Here is a 20163-nt window from a genome sequence, read left to right on the forward strand (position 1 = left end):
AACAGGAACAGGTCGAAGACGATCGAGGCCAGGCCGACCAGCAGCAGCGCCAGCACCCGGATCGCCGGCCCCGGCGCGGTGCGCGCCATCCGCAGCAGGGCGACGGCGCCGTAGCCGGTCAACAGGGGCACCGCGATGGCGTCGAGCCAGGGCGTCACGACGTCGAAGCGCCCGCCCGACAGCCGCGTCGCGACCAGCACGGCGAAGGCGGCGCCGAAGCATCCCCCGGCCGCCCAGGCCTCCCGCGGCCGCCAGCCGGCGAAGGCGTTCACCGAGACCGCGGCGGCGGCCAGCATCAGGTACTCCACGCCATAGCGCAGCAAGGGGAAGCCGGCGCCCGGCAGGGCCTCGGCCCCGAACGTCGTGAGCCACGCGTCCGCGCCGACCAGGATCATGAACACGCCGGTCGCCGCCTGCAGTCGCGAGTCGCGGTTCACCGGCAACAGGACCAGCAGCGCCGCGCCCAGGATCACCGCCTGGGCGACCGCCAGCCAGACCATGTCGTAGCGCTGCAGCCGCTCTGCCGCGGCGGCCCGGCGCATCTGCCCGATGGGGCCGGCGTAGGCGACCGGCTCGCCCCGGCACGGCCCGTCCAGGCAGGTCAGCGACATGCGCCCCGTCCCGCCGCCGCCCTCGCCGCGCGACAGCAGGCTCGCCTGGCCCGGCGACACGATCGCCGCTTGCCACCCGGGGATGCGCAGGATCGCGGGGTCCGACAGGTTGGCCACATAGGCGCCGGCGCGGCCGGGCTCCGAAGGCAGCGCCGCCGCCGACGCCGGCAGGCGCTGGCCCTCCCGCGCCCCCGCCTCGCGCAGGCCGACGACGATCAGGCCGTACGCCCCCCAGAACAGCGCCTGCGCGCCCAGGATGATGGCCAGCGCGCGGCGCCAGCGCCCCGGCCGCCCGGCCGCGGTCACAGGTGCAGCAGCCCGCTGCGGATAGCCTCGACCATCGCCTCCCCGCGGCTGGTGACCCGCAGCTTGCGATAGATCGACTTCACATGGTCGCCGATGGTGTGCGGGGAGATGCCGAACTCCGCCGCCGCGGCCTTGTTGCTGTAGCCCCGCGCCAGGAGCTGCAGCAGCTCGATCTCGCGCGGCGACAGGATGGGGTCGCGCTCCTCCGGCTTCTCCCGCCCCTCCCGGCGGCGCAGGTGGCGCAGCACATAGGCGGCGATGCTGGGCGACAGCGGCGCCCCGCCGGTCAGCGCGTCGGCGGCCTGTTGCCCGATGTCCAGCGTGTCCAGGTCCTTCAGCAGATAGCCGTCGGCGCCGGCCAGGACGGCGGCCAGCACGGTCTCCTCGTCGCCCAGCACCGAGAGCACCAGCACCTTCGGCTGCCGGCCGCCCCGGGCCCGGATCGCCTCGATCAGGTCGATCCCGCTGCCGTCGGGCAGGCCCAGGTCCAGGATGAACAGGTCCGCGTTCCGATCCATCAGCGACCGCGCCTCGGCCAGGCTCGCGGCGGCGCCCACCACCGCCAGGCGCTCGTGCGCCGCCACGCCACGCGCCACGTGGGCGGCGACGATCGGATCATCCTCGACGATGACGACCCCTAACCTCACATGTCCCCCTTCGGTCCGGCCCGCGCAGCCTCATTCGGGCGCAAACCGGGAGCCGGATCAACCTCCGGCGCCCAGCACACGCCGATACCGCCTCCCCGCAAAGCGATTTCACCCGCCCGATCCGCCTCAGAACAACGGCGGCGGCCGGATCTGTCCCTTGGGCCCGATCCCCTCGGCATAGGGCGCCCCGGTCGCCTCCACCCAGGCCTGCGCCTCCCGTTCGTTGCGCGGGGGCGCGGCCAGCACCCGCCCGTCCATCACCTCGAAGTGGGTGATGCTGTACGACACCGGCGGCTCGGCCTGCCGCGCCCGCGCCTCCGCCTCGGCCGCCGCGATCCTCGCCCCGGCGACCGCGTCCACCACCACCAGCCGCTCCAGGTACTTCTTCGGGCTCAGCCGCGCCGCCTGCCAGCGGATCACGTCGAACTGCAGCCGCGCCAGCGCCACCGTCGCCGGCGACGCCGCCAGCGCCACGTCCCGCGCCTCGTCGAACAGGTATTCCGCCTGCGCCTCCCGCGCCTCCACGTACATCGCCTCGAACGCGGGATGCCGCTTCAGCCAGCCGTACACCGTCCCGTAGCAGGGCATCGCCTCATCCCGCGTGATCGACGTCAGGCTCTCCCCCTGCGCCAGCCGCGCGCAGATCAGCGCCCCTAGCGCCCGCGTATAGCTCGACGCCTTGCCCCCGCGCCGCCGCGCCGCGCCAGTCCCTGGGCCCGCCCCACCCCTCACCGCCAGCTTCCGCGCCTCGAACTCCGCCCGCGCCTGCCGGTCCCGCATCCGCGCCCCCAGCCGCGCCTGCGCATAGGCCTCGCGCATCGCCATCCCGAACTCGGGATGCGCCCGCTCCCACCCGCGCACCGTGGTCCGGTGCGGCCGCCCCGGCTCGGCGCACACCTCCATCAGCGACCGCCCCGCCGCCACCGCCGCGCAGATCTCCCGCCCCACCGCCTCCGAATAGACGCTCACCCCCGGCGCCGCCCGCCCCGGCCGCCCCACGGCCCCCGCCGCCTTCACGGCAGCTCCTGCCGCCAAACCCTCACCGTCCATCGATCCCTCCGCGCCCTCGGGCCGCCCGCGAACGGCCACGCCGAAACGAAAAAGGGTCCCGCCGCGCCCAGGACGCAGATCGGAACCCTGACCGAACTCTCCCAAATCCCCGCGCAAATGTCAAGAACAAATCACGAACAATCACCCATCCCCATTCCTCCCCCCTCGGGGGAGGGGACCGCCGAAGGCGGTGGAGGGGGTCCCCCTCCCCCAGCGCAAACGCCCACAACCCCGCTCCTCCTCCCCCCTCGGGGGAGGGGGACCACGCGCAGCGTGGTGGAGGGGGTCCCCACCCACCCCCACCCCACCCCGCCAACCCTTGAACCCACCCCACCCAATCCCCACCTAACCCCATGAATCCCCACACAAACCTGGAGACCCCATGGCCACCGGCTGGGCCCACGAAGGCGCCGTCCTCGACCAGATCGAAGACACCGTCACCGACGCCGTCCGCAACGCCCGCGCCCGCCTCCCCACCGGCGAAGGCGCCGATCACTGCGTCGAGTGCGGCGACGAGATCCCCGCCGCCCGCCGCCGCGCCCTCCCGGGCGCCCACACCTGCATCGCCTGCCAGTCCGCCCGCGACCGCCGCGTCGTCCACACCACCCTCAACCGCCGCGGCAGCAAGGACAGCCAACTGCGGTAGAGGGCGGCAGCACAAAAGCCACCGACCCGCCCGTTCCTCCCCCACCGGGGGAGGGGGACCGCCGAAGGCGGTGGAGGGGGTCCCCCTCCCCCAGCGCCACCGCCCACCACCCACCATCCCATTCCTCCCCCCTCGGGGGAGGGGGACCACGCGCAGCGTGGTGGAGGGGGCGCACCCCGCCCCACCCGCGCAGCATAACCCATCGCGCCAGCAAGAAGATCGCCAGCACGGCGCCCATTTTCCATCGCGCTGGAAGCACACCGATAGTCGACAGAACCAACAATTCTGTTGTTCGTGCTTTTTTACTTGACGAAACCGCCACTACAAGCTAATGTCATCTTACGTTATCGAGGTAAGCGGGAGGTCACGGGTTCGAGCCCCGTTGGCTCCACCAATCCCTTTTCGCCCGCGGGCGCAGGGGGCCATAGCTCAGCGGTAGAGCGCCCGCGTGTTTCGAGAGCCCGAGCGGCGCCGCGACCGGCCGCCCTCGGGCTCTTTGTCGTTCCAGACCGCCCTCGCCCCTAGGCGCGCCGTCGGCCAGGACACACCCCCTGAAGCCCACGGCCAGCCCATTCCTCCCCCCCTCGGGGGAGGGGGACCGCCGAAGGCGGTGGAGGGGGTCCCGCCCGAGCCGCTACCCAGCCTCAGCGGAGAACAGCCGCCACCCGTCGGGACGAGGCCCGAACCTGTTGGGCCCGGGATCGCCCGGTCGCGCCCCCAGCCAAAGCGTGAAGATCGCCAGCCCGAGAAAGCTAACCGCGGCGGCCAGGCCCGCGACCATGGGGCTCCCAGCCGGGATCGACACCGCCACGACGATCAGCACCACGAGCGCGACGGTGACGGCGCCCGCCGCCCACAGGCCCCGCACTCCCAGGTCGTGCAGCCGGCCGCCGTGCAGCAACACCCACGGCAGGACGAAGCCCCCGTTCAGCACCCACGGATAGGCGTCCCTCGCGGCGGCCGTCGCCAGCGCCAACAGCACGAACCCGGCCCAGAAATAGCGCCGGTTCAACCGCAGCCTCAGCCCGCGCCCGATCCACCCCATAGCCCGCCCCATAACGGCTCCCGGCGCCACGCTAGCGCCGGTCCGGCCCGCGCCCAAGCTCCCGCCCTCGCCCCTAGGCGCGCCGTCCTTGAGGAAGCGGAAGAGGCTGGCATGCTGCGGGAGGGATTCAGCGACGGCGGGAACGCGCCAGGAGCGCAAGTTGGGATCAGGTCCAGAAGCGAACGTTCCTTCCTCGGCGCAATCTGTCGCGCAATGTTCTTCGAACATCGCTATTGAAGATGAGCCTTAAGGTCACCAGCTCTGCCGTGCCCGCAACAACAACGGAAAGCACGATGAGCCGCACGATCCCTGAAATCCGTTCTCGCCTCCATGAACTCGCGATCGAGCACGGACTTCCGGAACTGGCGCAACTCGCCGAAGAAACCAAGCGTCAGTATCATGGGCGCCGCGCGTCGCCTCGGGCTCGTCCAGTCGACATGGCGATCGCGGCTCGCGTCCAACGGTTCGCCCGCCTGCACCCAAACATGCCGCAGCGGGAGATCGGCCGCCGCTTCGGCATCGACGGCGGGCGCGTGTCGGAAATTCTGTTTGGCAAGCGGGGTGAGCCGGAGACCTAAAGCCCGCTGAACGCCAAGAGAAGACCTTGGAGTCAGGGCGGAGACCGGACATTCGAAGCGGCCTGCCTCGTTGGTTCTAAACCTTGCCTAAGAGCCGACGCCCGCCGACTCGCGCCTAGCGGGCGTGATTTTCCGTCACACGTGCTAGGCTGCCCTCCGGGGGGAGTCATCATGCACGTCGTAGAGCTCCGCATCGAGAACTTCCGAGGCGTTCGAGATGGGCGTATAAGATTTGGGCAACACACTATCCTTGTTGGCCCAAACAACAGCGGCAAGACCACGATCATCGAGGCGTTGGCCTTGCTCTTCGGGCGAGATCGGATGGTGCGAACGCTTACTGAGCATGATTTCTATGGCGGCAACCCGCAGCCCATCGACCGTATTCGCCTTATTGCTACTATCGCCGGGTTCGAGGACGACAACTTCGCCAATCATCCGGACTGGTTCAGAGATGATCGTGCAATCCCGAAATGGTGGAACCCGGCCACTGGAGAGGTCACGGCGGCTCGCCCTGCCGATGGCGCGCAGCTCGCCTGTCAGATTGGATTCCAGGCGCGCTTCGACCGGAGCGAACTAGAGGTCGAGACACTTCGCTATTTCCACGATGATGATGCCATCGGCGATCTTTTCGTCGATGAATCCGCCACCCTCGTTCCGTCGCGTCTCATTCGCGACATTGGCTACTTTCTGGTTCCAGCGAGCCGAACCTGGGATCGTGTCGTGTCCTTCGGGTCGGAGTTATTCCGGCGAGTCATCGCTTCTGCGGGCGGCCAGCCGTCAGAGTCGGTATTGGACGAACGCGACCGCCTGCGACGGCCAAATCAACCGCTGGAGCGTGACCCGCATCTGCAGCCAATCATTGCGGATTTGAACGCAGAACTGGCGGGCTTCTTCCATGCTGCTCCTACTTTGCAGCTACGGGTCACCGCTACTGACAGCGAGGCCCTCCTTGATGCCGTCATGCCTCACTACGCGACAGGTGAGGGCCTAGGTGTCCCTGCTCGGCGGCATGGAAGCGGCCTATTATCTCTCCAGCACTTGCTCTTGCTGCTGCAATTCGGGCGTCAGCGGGCGGCCGCGGGTGAAGGGTTTTGGATGGCCCTTGAAGAACCCGAGCTCCACGTCCCTCCTTCGTTGCAGCGCCGCTTGGTCAACCGAATACAGGCGCTCTCATCTCAGACCTTCGTGTCGACGCACTCGCCGATGGTCGCCGCGACCGCCAGTCCCGATTCTGTTGTCATGCTACGGAACGATGGAGGCCGCCTGAACGCGATCTCACTGTTATCCGGTGGTCTCCCCGCTGAAGCGCCGAACGCGATACGGAAGCTTTTCCAGCTAAACCGCGTGGACACAATCAGCGCGCTTATGCACGACGCTGTTCTCGTTCCTGAAGGGCGCTTAGATTTCGAGTGGCTGCGGCTGCTGATGCGAGCGGTCGATCTCGGGCAAGGCTGGGGAGCCGAAGAGAGCCGGTTCAGCGCACGTGTCGGCCTAATACCTACACACGACGCAGCCATTGTCGCATCGATCTCAGCCTTGCAGCGCCTGCACCCACGGCTTTGCGCCGTCGTAGATGGAGACGCCGCAGGTCAAGCCTACCGCGACGAGCTCAGTCGCCAATGGGAAGAAACTCAGGCCGTCGTGGAATGGCCCGTCGGCTGGACGATCGAAGACGTTGTGGGGTGGATTCTCCAGGCGGATCCTGCCCGAGCCATCGGTGCGTTAGCGGGCAGCTTGCTCGCACCTCCGCCGGATATCCCCACGCTTGTAGCGAACCTGAAGTCTGAGATTCGCGCCGCGGGCGGACTGAAAGGTGACCTTGTGGCCTATGAAGCCGTGGCGGACATCATTGGTGGCATCGATCTCTGTAGGCGGCGGGCACAGGAACTCCTCAACGGACTTAGCGACGCTCTGCTTGGCTCGCCCTCTCCTCGCTTCGTGTCCGAGCCCAATGCCAATCCAAGGGTAAGAACCTTCCGGCCATGACGCTGTTCGCCGTCGAAGGTGCAGCCGGTTGCGGCAAGACCGTGCGGCTGATCAGCGAGGTCGAGGCCGCCCTCGATGAGGCACCGTTGCTCGACGGACAGCGCGTGCTTGCCGTCACTTTCATGCACGGCGCACGGCGACGCCTGCATCAGAAGCTCAACGGTCTCGCCGCCCTTCGCGGCCGACTGCATTGTGTGACGATTGACAGCTTCGCACAGCGGCTAGTGGCCCGTTGGCGGGGTCGGGCGCTCGAACTTGGAGCACAGCCGCCGCCAACGGAAGAATGGGATGCATGCTGCGATCTGGCCGGCCTGCTCCTTGAACAGCCGGAAGTCGCGCGCTGGGTGGCTGCGAGCTTTCCGATCATCCTCGTCGACGAGGCGCAGGATCTAAAGCCACAACGACTACGCATGATTGCCGCGCTGACGCCAGCGGCCCGGCTGTTCGTCGCGGCCGACGACTTTCAATGCCTGGATCAAACACTCCGGCCAAGCCCTGCATTGGCTTGGTTGCGCGCCGCCTGCGAGCCAGTGACGCTTGACCGCGTGCACCGCACGAGTGTCAACGCGCTGCTCGCCGCCGCGGGTGCCCTCCGGGCGGGCCAGGCGCCGACGGCTGACGGTGCATTTCGGATATTTGCCGCGCGCGGTACGCCTCTTGCCGCAGCGGCCCTTTCGAATGCCATCGCGTGGCGTCGCGGCGGCAGCGTTGCAGTGATTACGCCAGCAACGGCAGGCGGCTTCGCGCAGGACGTGGTTCAGCGGGTCGGAGCTGGACCCATCGGACAACACCAAAACGGCCCGTTCCGGATCGCCTGGGAGCGATCCGAGAGCGACGACGCAGATGCCGTCCTAGCAGGTCTCGTTCTGGACGAGCCCGCGAACCTTGCCGACACAGTTGCGGCTCTTCGTGCCCTGCCGGATCGGGGCGTCGCCCGCGCTGTACTCGGTCGCGTGAGGCGGCAAGCGGCGGCTGCTGGCGTGGTGCAATTTGATGCAGCGGATATTGTTCAGTTGATCCGCAGGCAGGTCGCTGTCCGACGTCAGCATGGTCATTTCGATGAGCCCACGTTTGCCGCTATGACGGTTCAGCAGGCTAAGAACAGGGAGTTCGACGGCGTAGTGGTGCTATGGCCGTTTCAGGTCGGAGGCGATGCAGAACACAAGCGGCGCCTGCTCTACAATGCCATCACTCGCGCCCGACGTTGGTGCACGGTGATCGTTCAGAGCGACAATTTGCTCCGCAGTCCGCCGTTCATCGTCGCTACCTAAACCCCAAGCCCGGGACGCTGGTCCAAGCATGAGGCCTCCCACGCCGAGGCGACCTTCTCCAGGTCTTCTCAAGTCTACTGGCGAAGGGCACGGCGGAGCTTCGCCCGCTGTCGCAGAGCGGTCCTTCTGAAGGTCAGCTACGAGTCACGACCTCGCATTCCCGCAGACGCTAGGCCGGGACGAAATGGCCCCCGCCCCCCTACCCCTCATAATTCAAAATCGGAGCCAGCCACCGCTCGGCCTCCGCGACCGTCCAGCCCTTGCGCCGCGCGTAGTCCTCGACCTGGTCCTTCTCGATCCGCCCCACGCCGAAGTAGTGCGCTTCCGGATGGGCGAAATACAAACCAGACACCGCCGCCGGCGGCGTCATGGCGTAGCTCTCGGTCAGCTCGATCCCCGCCGCCGCCGTGGCGTCCAGCAGCCGGAACAGCGTCCCCTTCTCCGTATGGTCGGGCTGCATCGGATAGCCCGGCGCCGGGCGGATGCCGCGGTACTGCTCGCCGACCAAGAGGTCGATGTCGAACGGCTCGTCCGGGGCATAGCCCCACAGCTCGGTCCGCACGCGCCGGTGCATCGCCTCGGCGAAGGCCTCGGCCAGCCGGTCGGCCAGGGCGGTGGCCAGGATCGCCGAATAGTCGTCGCCGGCGTCCTTGAACTGCTGGGCCAGCTTCAACTCGCCGTGGCCGGCGGTCACCGCGAAGCCGCCGATGTAGTCGGGGCGCGTGCCCACCGGGGCGACGAAGTCGGCCATGGCGACGTTCGACTGGCCCTCGCCGGTCTTGATCATCTGCTGGCGCAGGGTGTGCAGCCGGGCGAGCTCGGTGGTGCGGTCCTCGTCGGCATAGACCACGATGTCGTCGCCGTCGGTGTTGGCGGGCCAGAAGCCGACCACGCCGCGCGCTTCGAGCAGGCCCTCCTGGACGATCCGGTCCAGCATCCGCTGGGCGTCGGCGTAGAGGTCGCTGGCGGCCTTGCCGACCACCTCGTCCTCCAGGATCGCCGGGAAGCGGCCGACCAGCTCCCAGCTCGCGAAGAATGGCGTCCAGTCGATGTGGCGGCGCAGGTCGGGCAGGTCGTAGGCCGTGAAGGCGCGCGTCCCCAGGAACGACGGCTTCGGCGGATCGTAGGCGGTCCAGTCGGGCGTGAAGGCGTTGTCGCGCGCCTCCTGCAGCGTGGCCCGGGCGCGGCTGCCCTGCCCGCGCGCGAACTGCTCGCGCACCTTCTGGTAGTCGGCCTCGGTCGCCGCGAGGAACTTCGGCTTCTCGGTCTCGGACAGCAGGTTCGAGACCACGCCCACCGCCCGGCTGGCGTCCAGCACATAGGTGGTCGAGCCGGCCGGGTACTTCGGCGAGATCTTCACCGCCGTGTGGGTCTTGGACGTGGTGGCGCCGCCGATCAGCAGCGGCATCGTCAGGCCCCGCCGCTCCATCTCGGAGGCGACGAACACCATCTCGTCCAGGCTGGGGGTGATCAGGCCCGACAGGCCGACGATGTCGACCTGGTTCTTCTCGGCCTCGTCGAGGATGCGGTCGGCCGGGACCATGACGCCCAGGTCGATGACCTCGTAGTTGTTGCACTGCAGGACCACGCCGACGATGTTCTTGCCGATGTCGTGGACGTCGCCCTTGACGGTGGCCATCAGCACCTTGCCGGCCGACTGGCGCTCTGCGCCGTCCTTCTCGGCCTCCATGAAGGGCATCAGGTAGGCCACGGCCTGCTTCATCACCCGGGCCGACTTCACCACCTGGGGCAGGAACATCTTGCCCGCGCCGAACAGGTCGCCGACCACGTTCATCCCGTCCATCAGCGGGCCTTCGATGACGTGCAGGGGGCGCTGGGCGGCCAGGCGCGCTTCCTCGGTGTCGGCCTCGATATATTCGGTGATCCCGTGGACCAGGGCGTGGCTGAGGCGGGCGGCCACCGGCTGGTCGCGCCAGGCCAGGTTGACCACCTTGGCCTCGCCCTTCTGGCCCTTGTACTTGGGGGCCAGCTCGACGAGGCGTTCGGTGTTGGAGGCGGCGCCGGGCTTGGCCGGGCGGTTGAGGATCACATCCTCGACCAGTTCGCGCAGCTCGGGCTCGATGTCGTCGTACACCGGCAGGTCGCCGGCGTTGACGATGCCCATGTCCATGCCGGCGGCGATCGCGTGGTACAGGAACACCGAGTGGATGGCGCGGCGCACCGGCTCGTTGCCGCGGAAGCTGAAGCTGACGTTCGAGACGCCGCCCGAGATGCGGGCGTAGGGGCAGGCCTGCTTGATGCGCCGCGTGGCCTCGATGAAGTCGACGGCGTAGTTGTCGTGCTCCTCGATCCCCGTGGCCACCGCGAAGATGTTGGGGTCGAAGATGATGTCTTCCGGCGGGAACCCCACCTGCTGGACCAGGATGTCGTAGGCGCGCTTGCAGATCTCGACCTTGCGGTCGGCGGTGTCGGCCTGGCCCACCTCGTCGAAGGCCATGACCACCACGGCAGCGCCATAGCGCAGGCAGGCCTTCGCCTGCTCCAGGAACTTGGCCTCGCCCTCCTTCAGGCTGATCGAGTTGACGATCGCCTTGCCCTGCACGCACTTCAGCCCGGCCTCGATCACCTCCCACTTGGAGCTGTCGATCATGATGGGGACCCGGGCGATGTCGGGCTCCGCCGCAAGCAGATTCAGGAACGTTTTCATAGCGTTAACTGAATCGAGCAGGCCCTCGTCCATGTTGACGTCGATGACCTGCGCCCCGGCCTCGACCTGCTGGCGCGCGACGGACAGGGCCTCGGGATAGTTCCCGTCCGCGATCAGTTTCCTGAACTTGGCCGAGCCGGTGACGTTGGTCCGCTCGCCGACGTTGATGAAGGTGGGACGCATCTAGCTCACAGACTTGAAGGATCGGATCAGCAGGTAGACGGTGCCGTCTTCGGTCGGCGCGCTATAGACGCCCTCGGCCTCGACGATGCGCGCGGCGATGGCGGCCAGCATCCAGCCCAGCTCGGCCGGATCGTCGCTGTGGAGCACGTCCGAGGTCAGTTCCTCGACGCCATTCTCGGCGCCGAAGGCGCGGACGGCCTGGGCCGCCTCAAGGCTCTGGGGCGGCAGCTTCGCATTGCCCCAACCCCACAGCCAGTCGCCCGCGCCTATGCTGCCGAGCACCTGGATGTCGCCCACCAGGCGCGGCCCGTTCGCGTCCGAGAACGTCAGCGTGCAGGCGGCGGCGTCATAGTCGTAGCGGAGCCAAGACCCCAGGCGATGCGCCTCGTCCATGCGCTGCTGCTTCGCAGTGAAGGCGGCGAAGGCCTCCTCGCACCACGCGTCATACCAGTCGGGAGCTTGCATCAGGCGATCTCGAACGGCTCCAGGCCGGCCAGCCGCATGGCCTTGGGGCGCTCGGGAACCTGCCGCGGATTCAGCCCCCGCACCTCGTCGGCCACGTGGCGGATGTGGTCCGGCGTAGTTCCGCAGCAGCCACCCAGGATGTTGACCAGGCCGTGCTCGGCCCATTCGTGCAGTTGGTGGCCAGTCTGCTCGGGCTGTTCGTCGTACTCGCCCATGGCGTTGGGCAAGCCCGCGTTCGGGTAGGCCGAGACCAGGGTGTCGGCCACGCGCGCCAGCTCGGCGATGTGCGGCCGCATCAGGTCGGCGCCCAGGGCGCAGTTCAGGCCGATGGCGAACGGCTTGGCGTGGCGCACCGAGTTCCAGAACGCCTCCACCGTCTGGCCCGACAGCGTGCGCCCCGATCGGTCGGTGATCGTGCCCGAGATCCAGATCGGCAGCTCTTCGTAGCCCTCGTCAGCCAAGTCCATGATCGCCTTGATCGCGGCCTTGCAGTTCAGGGTGTCGGTGATCGTCTCCACCAGGAACATGTCGACGCCGCCCTCGTGCAGCGCCCGCACCTGTTCGCGATAGGCGTCGTAGACCTGGTCGAAGGTCACCTTCCGCGCGCCGGGATCGTTCACGTCCGAACTCATCGACAGCATCACCGGCAGCGGCCCGATCGAGCCGGCGACGAAACGCGGCTTGTGCGGCTCCTTGGCGGTCCAGGCGTCGGCCACCTCGCGGGCGATCTTCGCGCCCTGCAGGTTGATGTCGCGCACGGCGGCTTCCATGCCGTACTCGGCCTGGCCGATGGTCGTGGCGGAGAAGGTGTTGGTCTCCGAGATGTCTGCGCCGGCGGCGAAGTACTGGTCGTGCAGGTCGGCGATGATGTCCGGCCGCGTCACGCACAGCAGGTCGTTGTTGCCCTTGAGCTGGCCCGGCGCGTCCTTGAAGCGGTCGCCGCGGTAGTCGGCCTCGCCCAGGCCCCGCTTCTGGATCATCACGCCCCAGGAACCGTCGAGGATGAGCACACGCTCCTTGGCGGCCGCCTTCAGCGCCGCGATACGGTCCTGGCGGGTCATGCCGCAGCTTCCTTGGGTTCGGTCGTGGGGGAGGTCTCGCGCACGCCCAGCACGCGGCAGATCGCGTACACCAGGTCGGCGCGGTTCAGGGTGTAGAAGTGGAAGTCGCCAAAGCCTTCCTCGGCGAGGCGCGCGCACATCTCGGCGGCCACCGAGGCGGCCACCAGCTTGCGGGTCTCGGGGTCGGCGTCCAGGCCCTCGAAGTGGTTGGCCAGCCATGCCGGGATTTCCACCCCGATCCGACCGGCCATGTTCGACAGGCCCTCGAAGCTGGAAACCGGCATGATCCCCGGCAGGATCGGGATCTCGATCCCCGCCTTGCGGATCCGCTCCACGAAGCGGAGGTAGCCGTCGATGTCGAAGAAGAAGTTGCTGATCGCGCGCGTGGCGCCCGCGTCCACCTTGGCCTTCAGCACCTCGATATCGTGCTCCACCGAGGGGCTCTCGGGATGGATCTGCGGATAGACCCCGACGCTAACCTCGAACGGGGCGATGGCCTTGATCCCCGCGGTCAGTTCGGTGGCGTTCTGGTAGCCGTCGGCGCGCGGCGTGTACGCGCCGCCCAGCGAGCCGGGCGGGTCGCCGCGCAGTGCCACGATGTGGCGGATGCCCGCGTTCCAGTAGTCCTGGATCACCTCGTCCACCTCGCCGCGGCTAGCCTCGACGCACGTCAGGTGCGCCGCCGGCTTCAGCGACGTCTCCTTGAGGATGCGGACGACGGTGCGGTGCGTCCGCTCGCGGGTCGAGCCGCCGGCGCCATAGGTCACCGACACGAACTCGGGGTTCAGCGGCTCCAGGCGGCGGATCGCCTCCCACAGGCTCTCCTCGCTCTTCGGCCCCTTGGGCGGCGAGAACTCGAATGACACCCGCGGCCGCGGCTGGCCGCCCACGCCGGCGCGGGCAACGGGGCCTAGAGCACTGGAAAGAGGCGCGCTGGATCGGGCGGGACTCATGCGGCGCTCCTCAGGGCGGTGGGCGCGCGCTGCGCGGCCCAGATCTTCACGGTCAGCCCGTCGGCGCGGGTCGGCGGCAGGTCGCGCAGGCCCACCCGCGGCAACTCCGCCTCGGCCAGCCAGCGTCCCATCTCCTCGTCGGAAAACCCTAACCGGCGGTGTTGATGCTGCTCGCGCAGGAACTCGTGCTTGTGCGGCGCGAAGTCCACGATGATGAGTCGGCCGTCCGGCGCGACGATCCGCGCGGCCTCCTTCACCGCCGCCGCCGGGTCGCCCAGGTAGTGCAGCACCTGGTGGACGACCACGAGGTCGGCGCTGGCGTCGGGCAGGCGCGTGTCGAAGATGTCGCCGTGGCGCAGCTCCACGTGGCTCAACCCCGCCTCGGCGGCGTTGCGGCGCGCGATGTTCAGCATCTGCTGCGACAGGTCCAGGCCCAGGGCCTGGTCGGCCTGCGGCGCCAGCAGCGTCAGCATGCGGCCCGTGCCTGCCCCCAGGTCCACCATCCGGCGGAAGCGGCCCGGCCCCGCGGCGCGCACGACCTCCGCCTCCACGTCGGCGTCCGACACATAGAGCGATCGAAGCTGGTCCCAGCGCTCGGCGTTGTCGGCGAAATAGGCCTGCGCGGCGGCGGCCCGCTCGGCCTGCACGTCGTCCAGCTTGCGGCGATCGCGCGCCAGCACCGGGTCGTCAGGATTGATCCGCGCCAGCACCTCGCCCACCACCTCGTGCTGGCGGCCAGCCGCGCTCAGGCGATAGAAGACCCACGCGCCATCCGGAAACCGCTCCACCAGCCCGGCCTCGGCCAGCAGCTTCAGGTGGCGCGACACCCGCGGCTGGCTCTGGTCCAGCACGCGGCACAGCTCCAGGACGGCCAGTTCCTCGCGGTCCAGCAGCGCCAGAATCCGCAGCCGCGTCGGCTCGCCCGCCGCGCGCAGCACATCGACAGCCTGTTTCGCCGAGAGTTCCATCGGACATAAAGATATCTTTATGTGTCGTTCGCCGCAAGGCCCCGCAATTCGAATTCCAAAGACGCGCCCGCCGGGGCACGAACTTGACTTGCGACCGGCGTTCGCCGACTAAGCCGCTCGGTGAGCCCGCGCGGCGGCCCTGATATCGGCTCACCCCGCCCTCGCGCTCCGGCGCGGGACCGGCCGTTATGGCCGCCATCTCCTGTGGTTTCCCATGTCCTCCGCAAGCGCCCTCTGGCGCGACCGTGACTTCGTCCGGCTCTGGCTCGCCCAGGGCGTCTCGGCGTTCGGCGCCCGCGTCACCCGCGAGGGGCTGCCCATCGCCGCCGTCCTCGGCCTTGGGGCTTCCCCCGCCCAGCTCGGCGTGCTGTCGGCGCTCTCGCACGGCCCCGCCCTCGTCGTCGGCCTCGCCGCCGGGGGCCTCGTCGATCGCAGCCGACGCCGCGGCCTGATGATGGCCGCCGACCTCGTCCGCGCCCTGATCCTCGCCTCCATCCCTGTGGCGGCGCTGCTCCACGTGCTGACACTATCGCAGCTCTACGTCGCCGCCGCGCTGGTCGGCGCCGCCAGCGTCCTCTTCGAGATCGCCGACCACGCCTTCCTGCCCGGACTGGTCGCCCGCGAGCATCTGACCCGCGCCAACGCCAGCCTCTCGGCCACGGAATCGGTCGCCGAGATCGGCGGCCCAGCCCTGGCCGGCGCCCTCTTCCAGGTGCTGGCCGCACCGCTCGCGATCGCCGTCAACGCCGCGACCTATCTCGTCTCGGCCGTCTTCCTCGCCGCCATCCGCCACCGGGAGCCGGAGCCCCGCCCCGAGCCCCACGCCCAGTGGACCGACGACGTACGCCTCGGGTTCGCGAGCGGCCTGCGCCACCCGCTGGCCCGGCCGGTCTTCCTCAGCTCCTGGATGCAAGCCCTGGCCGGCGGCATGTTCGGGGCGCTCTACATCCTGTTCTGCGTGCGAGTCGTGGGGCTGAACCCGGGGCTGCTCGGCCTGACCATCGCAGCCGGTGGCGTGGGCGCGCTGATCGGGGCGGTCGTGGCCGGCTGGCTGTCCGGCCGGCTCGGCGTCGGACGGTCCTTCATCGGCGCCCAGGTGCTGGTGGCGGCGTCCATCGCCATCATCCCGCTCTCACCGCCCAGCCCGGAGCAAGGGATGCTGTTCCTGGTGGTCTCGCAGATCCTGGGCGACGCCCTGGGCGTGGCCACCCTGATCCTCGGCACGAGCCTCATCCAGACCGTCATGCCCCCCGGCGTGCTCGGCCGGGTCAACGCCACCTTCAAGGCGGTCAGCGGCGGCCTCGCGGTCGTCGGTGCGCTCGCGGGCGGCCTGCTCGGCGAGGCGATCGGCGTCCGCGGCGCGATCTGGGTCGGCGTCGGCGGCCTCGCCATCGCCCCCCTCCTCAGCCTCCCCGGCCCCCTGAAGCGGCTGCGCGCGATGCCTTCCGGCCCGGACTAGGCCCCAAAGATCCAGCCTGGCGGAAGCGCTGAAAGCTGGACGCCCACCAGCACCATCTGGTTGCCGTCCCCGAAGTCGATGACGGTGTCGCCGCCGACCTGACCGATCGTGGGCGCCGCTCCAGGCAGCAGGAACACCCGGTCGCCCTCCGCCGCATTGAAGTCCATGACCCGGTCCAGTCCGGCGCCGCTCCAGGCGTGGAAGATGTCGGCGCCCAACCCGCCGGTGAGCGTGTCGGAGCCCCGATCGCCGGCCAGGAAATCGTTCCCCGCATCGCCGCGCAGGACGTCGTCGCCCTGGCCCCCGCGGAGGGTGTCGGCGCCGCTCGTCCCGTTGATCGTGTCCGCGCCCTTGTTGCCATGCAGGTCCTGGGCCTGCAGCTCGCTATTGGAAATCCCGGCGAAGACCGCGTCGTCGCCATCCTCGCCGCGCACCACGTCCCGGCCGCCACGCGTCTGGAACACGTCGTTGCCGGCGCCCCCCATCATCGTGTCGTTCCCCCCGCCGCCATCCAGTTGGTCGTTGCCGTCGAGGCCCGACAGGCTGTCGGCGCCGTCGCCCCCGCTCAGGGCGTTCGCCGCATCGGAACCGGTCAAGGTATCGCCAAAGCCGCCACCGATGACGCTCTCGATGCTGGACAGGGTCTTCACACCCATCCCGCCGCCCACGTCCTGGGCGGCGGTGTTGCGCAAGTCGACGGTCAGGCCGCCGGTGGGGGTCACGCCAATTCCGGTGGCGCCGAAGCTCACCGAGTCGACCGCCGCGCCGCCGAGCACCGTGTCGTTCCCCACGCCGGGGTCGAACTGGTTGCCGACGCCGTTGGCTCCTACCAGGCGGTCGTCGCCCGCGCCGCCGATCAACACGCCGCCCGACACTCCGGCCGTCAGGGTGTCGCCGAAGGCCGAGCCGATCAGGCCGCGGATGCCGACCAGGGTGTCGATGCCTTGCCCGCCGCCCACGGCCTGGGGGCCGACGATCGCCAGGCTCACCTGCACGCCTGACGTGGCGCGCATGTAGTCCGCGAACGCACCGTTGTCGTTGGGGTCCGCCTCCAGCCGGTCGTCCCCCGCGCCGCCCTCGAGGGTGTAGCTGCTGAAGTCGGCGGTCGCCACGAGCGTGTCGTTTCCCGCGTCGCCCGACAGTCGCCCGCTGAGCGTGCCGACGATCCGGTCGTCGCCGTCGCCGCCGTTCAACGTGTCGACGAAGCGCGGCGCATCGCCCCCGATGCCGCCACCGCCCGCGATGGTGTCGTTGCCCGCGCCGCCATCGATCACGTCGGCGCCCGTACTGCCCGTGATGCTGTCGTCGCCAGCCGTGCCGGTCAGCGTGTCTCCGATGCGCGAGGCGACGATGACAGCCATGACTCTACTCCACGCAACCCTGGCAGGCCGCAATCCTAGCGCGAGCAGTGCGCCAGGTCAGGCCCCGAAGATCCAGCCGGCCGTGAGCGAACTCATCTGCACGCCGACCAGGATCATCTGCCCGCCGCCCGTCATGTCGATGACGGTGTCGGCGCCGACCTGGCTCACGGTATAGCGCGTCCCGGGGTCGACCTGGACGCGGTCGCCCTGGGCCAGGCTGAAGTCGAGAACCCGGTCGACGCCCGCGTCGCCGAAGGTGTGGAAGACGTCCGCGCCGGCGCCCCCGGTGACGGTATCCGAGCCCTTGTCGCCCGACACGTAGTCGTCGCCCGCCCCGCCGTTCAGGACGTCGTTGTCCTGCCCGCCGCGGACGATGTCGGTCCCGTCCCCGCCCTCGCAGGTGTCGTTCCCGAGGTTGCCGTAGACCAGGTTCTGGCCCGCCGAGCCCACCAGGCTGTCGTTGTCCCGGCCGCCGACCACCCAGTCGTCCCCGCCACCCGACACGCAGGTGTCGTTGCCGGCGTTGCCGTTGATGTCGTCGAACCCCGCCCCGCCCGTGATGGAATCGCCGCCGTCGCCGCCTCGGAGGTAGTTCGTCCCGCCGATCTCCGTGATCGTGTCGGCTCCAGCCAAGCCGTCGATCGTGTCGTTTCCGACGCCCGCAAGCGCATCGTCGCCCATGGTCGCGGTCGATGTCGGCGCGATGTTCGGCGCCTCGGTCCGGAAATTCGTCAGGCTGATGAAGTTGAGCGAGTTGTTCTCGAAGATCACTCCGACGTTGAGGCGTGGTGCGAAGAAGTGGATGTTCGCACCCACCTGGATCGCGATGTACTCGTACCCCTTGGCGTAGAACTCCTCCGCCTGGGTTCGCGGGTCGACGAAGTTGTTCTCCGCTTCGATATAGTTGGCGGCCGTCGGAGGCGGCCCGCCCCGCAGCAGCATGATGTCACCGAAGTCGCGGATCCGGTCCAGATCTGTGACCAGGCCCTTCCACGGGCTGTCGCCGGCCGAGAATTCGAAGATGTCCAGGTCGCCGCCCCCGGTCATGATGTCCACGCCGGCGCCACCAACGATCCGGTCGACCCCATCGCCGCCGTCGAGCGTGTCCGCGCCCGCGCCGCCGCTCAGCGTATCGTCGGAGAAACCACCCTTCAGGTTGTCGTTGCCGCCCTCCCCGCTGAGGCGGTTGGGCGCGGCGTCGCCGTACAGGATGTCGTTGAAACCGGTGCCGACGACGTTCTCGACGCTGACCAGCGTGTCCTCGCCGAGCAAAGTGTCGAACGAGATCGAATGGCTGGTCTCCAGCGTGGCGAACACGCCGCTGGTGGCGCCCGTGAAGACCAGCGTGTCGAACCCGTTGCCGCCGTCGATCAGATCGTCCCCGCGGCCGCCCTCCAGCGTATCGTCTCCCGGCCCCCCGCTCAGCGTATCGGCGCCGGCGCCAGGACCGCCATTGATCAGGTCGTCGCCCTCGAGCCCGGCCAGGCTGTCGCCGCCGCTGCCGCCGGTCAGGGTATCATTGCCTGGGCCGCCAGGAGGCAGATCCGCCCCCACAAAATCACCCGGGCCGACGCCGGCCCCCGAAGCGGCCATCGTAGACCCTGCCCCTTGACCCGACAGGCCACGGTTCGCCGTGGCCGCCCAAATCACGCCATCCCCCATGACGTCCCCCCAAGACGCAAAACGGCCGCGCCGGGAAGCGCGACCGCCGCGACCTTAAGGCGAAGGTTCGCCGACCGGCAACCGGTGTCGCCGGACGGGCGAGCCGGATGCAGGAGTCGGCGGCTCGGGGCTTCTACCGCCCGAACTTCTGGAACTTGATCCGGTGGGGGATGAGGCTGTCCGCGCCCAGGCGGCGCTTCTTGTCCTCTTCGTAGGCTTCGAAGTTGCCCTCGAACCATTCCACGTGGCTGTCGCCCTCGAAGGCCAGGATGTGGGTGGCCAGGCGGTCCAGGAACCAGCGGTCGTGGCTGATGACCACGGCGCAGCCGGCGAACTCCTCCAGCGCCTCTTCGAGGTTCTGCAGCGTCTCGATGTCCAGGTCGTTGGTCGGTTCGTCGAGCAGGATGACGTTGCCGCCGGTCGTCAGCGTCTTGGCCAGGTGGACGCGGTTGCGCTCACCGCCCGAGAGCTGGCCCACCTTCTTCTGCTGGTCGCCGCCGCGGAAGTTGAACGAGCCCACGTAGCTGCGGGTGTTGATCTCGCGCTTGCCAACGGCCAGCACGTCCAGCCCGCCCGAGATCTCCTGCCAGACCGTCTTGTTCGGGTCGAGCGCGTCGCGGGTCTGGTCGACGTACGACAGCTTCACCGTCTCGCCGAGGCGGAACGTGCCGCCGTCCGGCTGTTCCTGGCCGGTGATGATCTTGAACAGAGTCGACTTGCCGGCGCCGTTCGGTCCGATGACGCCGACGATGCCGTTCGGCGGCAGCTTGAACGACAGGTTCTCGAACAGCACCTTGTCGCCATAGGCCTTCGACAGGTTCTGGGCCTCCAGCACCACGTTGCCCAGGCGCGGGCCCGGCGGGATCTGGATGGCGGCGAAGGTCTGGGCCTGGCGGGAGCTCTCCTGCTCCAGCACCATCTCCTCGTAGCGCGCCAGGCGGGCCTTCGACTTGGCCTGCCGGGCCTTCGCGCCCGAGCGCACCCACTCGAGTTCGCGCGTCATGGCGCGCTGGCGGGCTTCGCTCTCGGACTGCTCCTGCACGATCCGCTTGGTCTTCTGTTCCAGCCAGCCCGAGTAGTTGCCCTCGTAGGGAATACCCTTGCCGCGATCGAGCTCCAGGGTCCACTTGGTCACCTGGTCCAGGAAGTAGCGGTCGTGGGTGACCAGGATCACGCAACCGGGGAAGGCTTCCAGGTGGTGCTGCAGCCAGGCCACGCTCTCGGCGTCGAGGTGGTTGGTCGG

The 20163-nt window shown here is 69.1% G+C and carries 17 protein-coding genes; 5 read left to right on the forward strand and 12 right to left on the reverse strand.

Annotated features, from left to right (window positions below; genetic code table 11):
* From Q0L11_RS20700 to Q0L11_RS20710, 3 genes are all read right to left on the reverse strand, one after another.
* A partial coding sequence (locus Q0L11_RS20700; RefSeq protein ID WP_296599779.1) for a hypothetical protein occupies positions 1–917 on the reverse strand: 917 nt, incomplete at its 3' end.
* Positions 914–1564 (reverse strand): response regulator transcription factor, encoded by a 651-nt coding sequence (locus tag Q0L11_RS20705; protein WP_296599780.1) that lies wholly within the window; start codon positions 1562–1564, stop codon positions 914–916. The genes Q0L11_RS20700 and Q0L11_RS20705, both read right to left, overlap by 4 nt.
* Positions 1565–1690: 126 nt before the next feature.
* Positions 1691–2581: a hypothetical protein gene (locus tag Q0L11_RS20710; RefSeq protein ID WP_296599781.1), complete on the reverse strand. Its 891-nt coding sequence runs from the start codon at positions 2579–2581 to the stop codon at positions 1691–1693.
* 415 nt (positions 2582–2996) lie between these two features.
* Between Q0L11_RS20710 and Q0L11_RS20715 the strand changes: the two genes are divergently transcribed.
* On the forward strand, positions 2997–3260 hold the full coding sequence (locus Q0L11_RS20715; protein WP_296599782.1) for a DksA/TraR family C4-type zinc finger protein: 264 nt from the start codon (positions 2997–2999) through the stop codon (positions 3258–3260).
* A gap of 634 nt (positions 3261–3894) precedes the next feature.
* Here Q0L11_RS20715 and Q0L11_RS20720 read toward each other — a convergent pair.
* Positions 3895–4272 carry a DUF805 domain-containing protein gene (locus Q0L11_RS20720; RefSeq protein ID WP_296599784.1) on the reverse strand — a complete coding sequence of 126 codons (378 nt, stop codon included), beginning with the start codon at positions 4270–4272 and terminating at the stop codon, positions 3895–3897.
* Positions 4273–4598: 326 nt separating this feature from the next.
* Here Q0L11_RS20720 and Q0L11_RS20725 point away from each other — a divergent pair, with 326 nt between their 5' ends.
* The 3 genes from Q0L11_RS20725 (at position 4599) to Q0L11_RS20735 (ending at position 8140) form a co-directional block, all read left to right on the forward strand.
* Complete coding sequence (locus tag Q0L11_RS20725) at positions 4599–4883, forward strand: hypothetical protein (RefSeq protein WP_296595506.1); 285 nt, start codon at positions 4599–4601, stop codon at positions 4881–4883.
* 171 nt (positions 4884–5054) lie between these two features.
* Positions 5055–6869: an ATP-dependent endonuclease gene (locus Q0L11_RS20730; RefSeq protein WP_296599785.1), complete on the forward strand. Its 1815-nt coding sequence runs from the start codon at positions 5055–5057 to the stop codon at positions 6867–6869.
* Positions 6866–8140, forward strand: a complete 1275-nt coding sequence (locus Q0L11_RS20735) for an ATP-dependent helicase (protein WP_296599787.1) — start codon at positions 6866–6868, stop codon at positions 8138–8140. Before Q0L11_RS20730 ends, Q0L11_RS20735 begins: the two co-directional genes overlap by 4 nt.
* 199 nt (positions 8141–8339) lie before the next feature.
* Here Q0L11_RS20735 and metH read toward each other — a convergent pair whose 3' ends face one another.
* The 5 genes from metH to Q0L11_RS20760 are packed head-to-tail and all read right to left on the reverse strand — an operon-like array spanning position 8340 to position 14438.
* The gene (metH, locus tag Q0L11_RS20740) at positions 8340–10991 is read right to left on the reverse strand and encodes a methionine synthase (protein ID WP_296599788.1); all 2652 of its coding nucleotides are present in this window, start codon (positions 10989–10991) and stop codon (positions 8340–8342) included.
* Positions 10992–11456: a DUF6882 domain-containing protein gene (locus tag Q0L11_RS20745; RefSeq protein ID WP_296599790.1), complete on the reverse strand. Its 465-nt coding sequence runs from the start codon at positions 11454–11456 to the stop codon at positions 10992–10994.
* Positions 11456–12517 carry a homocysteine S-methyltransferase family protein gene (locus Q0L11_RS20750; protein WP_296599791.1) on the reverse strand — a complete coding sequence of 354 codons (1062 nt, stop codon included), beginning with the start codon at positions 12515–12517 and terminating at the stop codon, positions 11456–11458. The genes Q0L11_RS20745 and Q0L11_RS20750 overlap by 1 nt, the downstream gene beginning before the upstream one ends.
* Positions 12514–13470 (reverse strand): methylenetetrahydrofolate reductase [NAD(P)H], encoded by a 957-nt coding sequence (gene metF, locus Q0L11_RS20755; RefSeq protein WP_296599793.1) that lies wholly within the window; start codon positions 13468–13470, stop codon positions 12514–12516. Before metF ends, Q0L11_RS20750 begins: the two co-directional genes overlap by 4 nt.
* Positions 13467–14438: a metalloregulator ArsR/SmtB family transcription factor gene (locus Q0L11_RS20760; RefSeq protein ID WP_296599795.1), complete on the reverse strand. Its 972-nt coding sequence runs from the start codon at positions 14436–14438 to the stop codon at positions 13467–13469. Before Q0L11_RS20760 ends, metF begins: the two co-directional genes overlap by 4 nt.
* Before the next feature lie 214 nt (positions 14439–14652).
* Here Q0L11_RS20760 and Q0L11_RS20765 point away from each other — a divergent pair, with 214 nt between their 5' ends.
* On the forward strand, positions 14653–15897 hold the full coding sequence (locus Q0L11_RS20765) for an MFS transporter (RefSeq protein WP_296599796.1): 1245 nt from the start codon (positions 14653–14655) through the stop codon (positions 15895–15897).
* Here Q0L11_RS20765 and Q0L11_RS20770 read toward each other — a convergent pair.
* The 3 genes from Q0L11_RS20770 to ettA form a co-directional block, all read right to left on the reverse strand.
* A complete protein-coding gene (locus Q0L11_RS20770) occupies positions 15894–17258 on the reverse strand; it encodes a calcium-binding protein (protein WP_296599797.1) in 1365 nt (454 codons plus the stop codon). The genes Q0L11_RS20765 and Q0L11_RS20770 overlap by 4 nt on opposite strands.
* 57 nt (positions 17259–17315) lie before the next feature.
* On the reverse strand, positions 17316–18851 hold the full coding sequence (locus Q0L11_RS20775) for a calcium-binding protein (protein ID WP_296599798.1): 1536 nt from the start codon (positions 18849–18851) through the stop codon (positions 17316–17318).
* A 202-nt stretch (positions 18852–19053) separates the two neighbouring features.
* A partial coding sequence (ettA, locus tag Q0L11_RS20780; RefSeq protein WP_296599799.1) for an energy-dependent translational throttle protein EttA occupies positions 19054–20163 on the reverse strand: 1110 nt, incomplete at its 5' end.

The organism is Phenylobacterium sp. (assembly GCF_024508875.1).
Lineage (GTDB): Bacteria > Pseudomonadota > Alphaproteobacteria > Caulobacterales > Caulobacteraceae > Phenylobacterium.

Excerpts from the sequence above, each read along its gene's own strand:
- Q0L11_RS20715 (WP_296599782.1), top strand. The coding sequence starts at position 2,997 with ATGGCCACCGGCTGGGCCCACGAAGGCGCCGTCCTCGACCAGATCGAA.
- Q0L11_RS20725 (WP_296595506.1), top strand. The coding sequence starts at position 4,599 with ATGAGCCGCACGATCCCTGAAATCCGTTCTCGCCTCCATGAACTCGCG.
- Q0L11_RS20730 (WP_296599785.1), top strand. The coding sequence starts at position 5,055 with ATGCACGTCGTAGAGCTCCGCATCGAGAACTTCCGAGGCGTTCGAGAT.
- Q0L11_RS20735 (WP_296599787.1), top strand. The coding sequence starts at position 6,866 with ATGACGCTGTTCGCCGTCGAAGGTGCAGCCGGTTGCGGCAAGACCGTG.
- metH (WP_296599788.1), bottom strand. The coding sequence starts at position 10,991 with ATGCGTCCCACCTTCATCAACGTCGGCGAGCGGACCAACGTCACCGGC.
- Q0L11_RS20745 (WP_296599790.1), bottom strand. The coding sequence starts at position 11,456 with ATGCAAGCTCCCGACTGGTATGACGCGTGGTGCGAGGAGGCCTTCGCC.
- Q0L11_RS20750 (WP_296599791.1), bottom strand. The coding sequence starts at position 12,517 with ATGACCCGCCAGGACCGTATCGCGGCGCTGAAGGCGGCCGCCAAGGAG.
- metF (WP_296599793.1), bottom strand. The coding sequence starts at position 13,470 with ATGAGTCCCGCCCGATCCAGCGCGCCTCTTTCCAGTGCTCTAGGCCCC.
- Q0L11_RS20760 (WP_296599795.1), bottom strand. The coding sequence starts at position 14,438 with ATGGAACTCTCGGCGAAACAGGCTGTCGATGTGCTGCGCGCGGCGGGC.
- Q0L11_RS20765 (WP_296599796.1), top strand. The coding sequence starts at position 14,653 with ATGTCCTCCGCAAGCGCCCTCTGGCGCGACCGTGACTTCGTCCGGCTC.
- Q0L11_RS20770 (WP_296599797.1), bottom strand. The coding sequence starts at position 17,258 with ATGGCTGTCATCGTCGCCTCGCGCATCGGAGACACGCTGACCGGCACG.
- Q0L11_RS20775 (WP_296599798.1), bottom strand. The coding sequence starts at position 18,851 with ATGGCCGCTTCGGGGGCCGGCGTCGGCCCGGGTGATTTTGTGGGGGCG.